Genomic DNA, 5,781 nt, shown 5'->3' on the forward strand with positions numbered 1-5,781 from the left:
GATCAGGGGCAGGCGGCTCAGGGGTGGGATTCGGCCGACGAGCTCTCCCTGACGATCAGTTCGGGGGCCAGCAGCACGCGCTCCGGCGCGGCGTCCGGGTCCTTGATGCGGGCCATGAGTATCCGGGTGCAGGCCCGGCCGACCTCGTCCAGCGGCTGACGGAGGCTGCTGAGGCTCGGTGAGAGAAGGCGCGCGGCGGGCGAGTCGTCGAAGCCGACGACCGCCACGTCACGCCCGGGGCTGAGCCCGGCGTCCCGCAGCGCGCGGTAACAGCCGAGCGCCAGGGTGTCGCTGGCCGCCACCACGGCGGTGGCGCGGCCCACGACGCGGGCGACCGCGGTGCGGGCGGCGTCCACCTCGTCGACCGACGACACCCGCAGGTCACGGACGGGCAGGTCGTGCCGGCGCATCGCCTCGCGCCAGCCGCCGGCGCGGTCGTCACCGACGCCCGAGCCGCGCGGCCAGCCCAGGAACGCGATCTTCCGGTGCCCGGCCGCCACCAACTGGTCGACGGCGGCGGCGGTGCCGTGGGCACCGTCGACGTCCACCCAGTCGCCGGTGTCCTTCGCCGACCACCGGCCGAACGCGACGAACGGCACCCCTTTCTTGTGCAGCCAGGCCGGCCGTTTGTCGCCGCGGTAGGTGTTGTTGAGGACGAACCCGTCGACCGAGTGCTCGCGCAGCAACTCGTCGTAGCGTTCGGCCTCGTCGTCGGCGCCCAGGAGCGAGGCGAAGAGCAGTATGCGGTAGCCCGCCTGGTCCGCCGAGTCCGACAGCGCGTGCAGGAAGTGGTCGGACACGGGCGTCGACAGGCCGGGCGGCGTGGGCTGTACGCCGTATCCGATCAGTCTGCTGGAGCGGGTACGCAGCGAACGGGCGGCCTGGTGGGGCCGGTAGTCCAGCTCGTCGAGCGCCTGACGGACCCGCTTCAGGGTGGCGGGCGCGAGGAGTTCTGGCGAGTTGAGCGCGTTGGACACCGTCTGGGTGGACACCCCGGCCCGTTGGGCCACGAGAGCCAGGGTGACCGGCCCTGACTTGCGTCCGCCTGCCGACGTCGTACGTGCCACCAACGGCCTCCGATCCACGCACGGCTGCCGCTCGAAATGCGGCGCCGCATCTGCAATGGATCGATAAAACTCTTTCCCATGGCAGGTTGGCAAGGGTTAAGGTGAATTTTGATCGATCCAAATCATGAGAGGCGCCACACAGTGAACACGGTCGTCCAGGGAAACCCCACCGGTCACCAGCCGCCCGCGGACGTCGTCACCGAGGGCCTCCAGCCCTTTCTGCACGACGTCTGCACCACGCTCTACGCGCCCAGCCTGGTGTTGTCCCGGCCGGCCGGAGACATCGCCGGCGGACCCGACGGGTTCTTCCACGGTGATCGCCGGCTGCTCTCCACGCTCTCGGTCCGGGTCGAGGGCGTGCCCGTCCTCCCCGTGAGCCACACGCTGGCCGCCGCCGACCGGACGGCGTTCCGCGCCGTGCTGCGCGGTGTCGGCGAGCACACCGCCGACCCGGCCGTCACGCTGCACCGCGTGCGCTCGCTCGAACCGGGCGTGCTGCGCGAGGAGTTGGAGATCGCCAACGCGGGCGTGAAGGACATACGGGTGGAGGTCGTCGTCAGCGCGGGCACCGACCTGGCGAGCATGCACGACGTCAAGTCCGGCCACCGGGTCCCCGCGCTGCCCGCCGGGATCGAGGACGGCGCGCTCCTGTGGCGCAGGGACGAGGTCGCTGTGCGGCTGAGCGCCTCCGCCGGTTCCCCACGGATCGACGCCGGCGCGGGCCAGTTGCGGTTCGAGGTGGCGCTCGCGCCGCGTACGTCGTGGCGTACGACCCTGGAGTGCACCGTCGCCGACGACGAGCCGCAGCGCTTCCCGGCGGTGGCGCGCGACGCGGTGCCGTGGTCCAAGACCGGGCTGCGCAGCGCCGATCAGCGCATGGACCAGCTCTTCGCCCGCTCGGTCGGTGACCTGGAGCGGCTGCTGCTGTCCGATCCCGAGCACCCCGACGACCAGTTCCTCGCCGCCGGATCGCCCTGGTTCCTCACCCTGTTCGGCCGAGACTCGCTGTGGGCGGCGCGCATGCTGCTGCCGCTCGGCAGCGACCTGGCGGCGGGCACCCTCCGCACTCTTGCCCGCCGCCAGGGCACCATCGTCGACGAGCGCACCGACGAGCAGCCCGGCAAGATCCTGCACGAAGTACGCCGCGAGGCGCGGAAGCTGAACGAGGGCGCGTCCCTGCCGCCGGTCTACTACGGCACGGTCGACGCCACCCCGCTGTGGGTGATCCTGCTGCACGACGCGTGGCGCTGGGGCATGGACCCCGAGCAGGTGCGTGACCTGCTGCCGCACGCCGAAGCCGCCCTGGAGTGGCTGGCGACGTACGGCGACGCGGACGGCGACGGCCTGCTCGAATACGTCAACGCCTCGGGGCTCGGGCTCTCCAACCAGGGCTGGAAGGACTCCGGCGACGCGATCCGCTGGCGCGACGGCACGCACGCGGAGGCCCCGATCGCGCTGTGCGAGGTCCAGGCGTACGGGTACGAGGCGGCCATGGGCGGCGCCGCGCTGCTGCGCGCGTTCGGGCGGCCCGGCGCGGAGCGCTGGGAGGAGTGGGCGGAGCGGCTCAAGCGCCGGTTCCGGGAGACCTTCTGGGTCGAGGACGAGGCGGGCCGCTATCCGGCCGTGGCGCTCGACGCCGCCAAGCGCCCGGTGGACTCGGTCACTTCGGGCTTCGGGCATCTGCTGGGCACGGGGCTGCTCGACGAGGAGGAGAGCGCGCTGCTCGCCGCCCGGCTGGCCGGTCCGGAGCTGAACTCGGGCTTCGGACTGCGTACATTGAGCACGGATTCGACCGGTTTCAACCCGTTCGGGTATCACATCGGTTCGATCTGGCCGCACGACACCGCCATCGCCGTGCACGGTCTGGTCCGGGCGGGTTTCCCGGCGGAGGCCGCGTCGCTGGCCGAGGGTCTGATCGCCGCGTCACCGGCGTTCGAGGGCCGGCTGCCCGAGCTGTTCGCCGGTCACGGCTCGGCCGTCGACAGTGTGCCCGCCCCGTATCCGGCCTCGTGCCGCCCGCAGGCGTGGTCGGCGGCGTCCGCCGTCACACTGCTCACGGCCGTGCTCGGTCTGGAGGCCGATGTGCCGGAAGGCACGCTGCGTTTCTCGCCGCGCGCCGGCGAGGGCGTCGGCCCGCTGCACCTGACCGGTCTGCGGGTGGCGGGCGCGCCCCTGGAGGTACGGCTCGACGCGACGGGTCAGGTGCGGGTGACCGCCCCGGACACGCTCACCGTGCACGGCGCCGACCGCGCCTGAACCAGCCCGCCGTATCTGCCGCCGCCGAGAAGGAACCGCTGCCATGCCGCTGATGGACCTGCCCCTGGAGGAGCTGCGCGGCTACCTCCCCGACCGGGAGGAGCCGTCGGACTTCGACGCCTTCTGGGCGGACACGCTCGAAGAGGCGAGGCGCCATGACCGCGCGCCGGTGTTCACGCCGTACGACGCCTGTCTCACCGAGGTGGACGTGTACGACGTGAGCTTCCCGGGCTTCGGCGGTGACCCGGTGGCGGGCTGGCTGCTGGTGCCCGCGTCCGCGACCGGGCCGCTGCCGTGTGTGGTGGGCTTCCTCGGTTACGGCGGCGGGCGCGGCTTCCCGTACGAGTGGCTGACCTGGCCGTCGGCGGGATACGCGCATCTGCTGATGGACACGCGCGGCCAGGGCGGTTCACTCCAGCCGGGCGCGACGGGCGACCCGCACGGCAGCGGCGGGTCGTCGTCGCCGGGCATGGTCACCCGGGGCATCGAGGACCCGGCGGACTACTACTACCGCCGGGTCTTCACCGACGCGGTCCGGGCGGTGGACGCCGCCCGGACCCATCCGTCGGTCGACCCGGCGCGTATCGTCATCGCCGGCGGCAGCCAGGGCGGTGGTATCGCCCTGGCCGCGGCGGCGCTGAGCGACGATGTGTCGGCCGCACTGGTCAACCAGCCGTCGCTGTGCCACTACCGGCGTGCGCTCCAGGTCGTGGAGGGCAACGCGTACCGCGAGATCTGGACGTATCTGCGGACCCACCGGGAGTCGGCGGAGCGGGTGTTCCGGACGCTGTCCTACTTCGACGGGGTCAACTTCGCGACCCGCGCACACGCCCCGGCGCTGTTCTCGGCGGCGCTGATGGACGACATCTGCCCGCCGTCCACGGTGTTCGCGGCGTACAACCACTGGGCCGGGCCGAAGGACATCCGGGTGTGGCCGTGGAACCGCCATGAGGGCGGCGGCTACTTCCAGGACCTGGAACAACTGCGCTTCCTGCGGGGGCTGCCGGGGCTCGGCGCCACCCGCTGAGACCGGGCCCGCGGGCTCCGGGGTTCCCAGGTGTCAGACCTTCGCCGGTTGTGCCGGCCGTCCGGGCGTGATCCGTGCCTGCCGGGTACGGGGCCCGAAGGCGGCCAGCACCACGGCGCCCAGCAGCCACATGCCGGCGATGAAGAGGAACACGCTCTGGTAGCCGGAGCCGTTGTAGAGGGCCGCGATGATCAGTGGGCCCGCCGCGTTGGAGAGACGGCCGAGGCCGTAGGAGATACCGGTGCCGAGCGAACGCCCGTGGGTGTCGAACAGCTCGGGCGAGTAGGCGTACGCCAGGGCCGTGTAGCCGCGCTCGAACATGTTGACCAGGAAGCCGAAGACCACGATCAGGATCGGGTTGAAGGTGAGCCCATACAGCAGCCCGCAGAGCGCGATGGTCATGCCGAACGCCACCAGACACCACTTGCGTTCGAACCGGTCGGTGACCATCGCGGCCAAGAAGGACCCCAGTGGAGCGCCGACGGTGGTGAGCGCCACGTAGAAGATGGACTTCTCGACGCTGAAGCCCTCCTGGGCGAGCAGGGTCGGAGCCCATGAGGAGTAGCCGAAGAAGCCGATGGTCTGGGTCACCCACAACACGGTGAGCAGACCGGTCGGGAAGAGGTACTTCTTCTGGAGCAGGAAGCGCAGCGAGGTCTTGGGCGCGGGCGCCGACTCGACGGGCACGGCCGGTTCCGGAAGCGGTCCCTTCTCCGCGGCGACCTCCGCCTCGATCTCCTTGAGGACGGCGTCGGCCTTGGCGTACTCCCCCTTGCTCTCGTACCAGCGGGGTGATTCCTTCATCCGCCGGGCGAAGAGGATGAAGACGATCCCGAAGGCGCCCCAGAGATAGACGAGCCGCCACGACCAGTCGTTGATCGGTACGACGAAGCTGGCGATGAGGTTGGTGACCGGTGTGCCGCAGATGCCGATGACGATCGCGTACGCCTGGTACTTGCCACGTACGGCGGCGGGGAACAGCTCGCTGATGTAGATCACCGCGACGACGGTCATCGCGGACAGGCCCGCCGATGTGAGGACGCGGAACACGCCGAGCGAGACGATGTCCCAGGCGAAGGCGGACACGAAGGAGAACGTGCAGAACCAGACCGTGGTCATGGTCAGTGTCCGCTTGCGGCCCCAGCGGTCGGCGAGCCAGCCGGCCACCACGGACCCGATGAACATGCCGACGAACGACAGCGACGTGACGTACGCGACCTGGTCGACGGTGACGCCCCAGAGCTTGACCAGCCTCGGGGCGGTGGTGGCGAAGCTGTTGATGTCGGCGAACTCGAAGAAGTAGGCGAAGGAGACAGCCACCAGCGTGAACTTGTGGAATCGCGCGACGGGCAGGCGGTTGAGCCTGTTCAGCGCGTTGGAGTGCGGCATGGGGAGAGCCCCTTGTCGGAGGAAGGTGGGGGCGGGGACGGG

At 71.0% G+C, this 5,781-nt stretch carries 4 protein-coding genes; 2 read left to right on the top strand and 2 right to left on the bottom strand.

What is annotated here, in order from left to right:
• Positions 1-17 precede the first annotated feature (17 nt).
• Positions 18-1,067, bottom strand: coding sequence for a LacI family DNA-binding transcriptional regulator (locus tag BHU15_RS37315; protein WP_069631123.1), 1,050 nt, complete (start codon positions 1,065-1,067; stop codon positions 18-20).
• A 141-nt stretch (positions 1,068-1,208) separates the two neighbouring features.
• On the opposite strand from BHU15_RS37315, the gene BHU15_RS37320 reads away from it, so the two are divergent.
• Both BHU15_RS37320 and BHU15_RS37325 read left to right on the top strand, forming a co-directional pair.
• Positions 1,209-3,323 (top strand): amylo-alpha-1,6-glucosidase, encoded by a 2,115-nt coding sequence (locus BHU15_RS37320; protein WP_069631124.1) that lies wholly within the window; start codon positions 1,209-1,211, stop codon positions 3,321-3,323.
• A 43-nt stretch (positions 3,324-3,366) separates the two neighbouring features.
• Complete coding sequence (locus BHU15_RS37325) at positions 3,367-4,350, top strand: acetylxylan esterase (RefSeq protein ID WP_069631125.1); 984 nt, start codon at positions 3,367-3,369, stop codon at positions 4,348-4,350.
• A 33-nt stretch (positions 4,351-4,383) separates the two neighbouring features.
• On the opposite strand, the gene BHU15_RS37330 is transcribed toward BHU15_RS37325, so the two are convergent.
• Positions 4,384-5,739, bottom strand: coding sequence for an MFS transporter (locus tag BHU15_RS37330; protein WP_069631126.1), 1,356 nt, complete (start codon positions 5,737-5,739; stop codon positions 4,384-4,386).
• Positions 5,740-5,781: the final 42 nt, after the last annotated feature.

Origin of the sequence: Streptomyces niveus (assembly GCF_001723055.1) — a bacterium.
Lineage (GTDB): Bacteria > Actinomycetota > Actinomycetes > Streptomycetales > Streptomycetaceae > Streptomyces > Streptomyces niveus.

Bases quoted from the DNA above. Each gene is read 5' to 3' on its own strand.
- BHU15_RS37325 (WP_069631125.1), top strand. From the start codon at position 3,367: ATGCCGCTGATGGACCTGCCCCTGGAGGAGCTGCGCGGCTACCTCCCC.
- BHU15_RS37330 (WP_069631126.1), bottom strand. From the start codon at position 5,739: ATGCCGCACTCCAACGCGCTGAACAGGCTCAACCGCCTGCCCGTCGCG.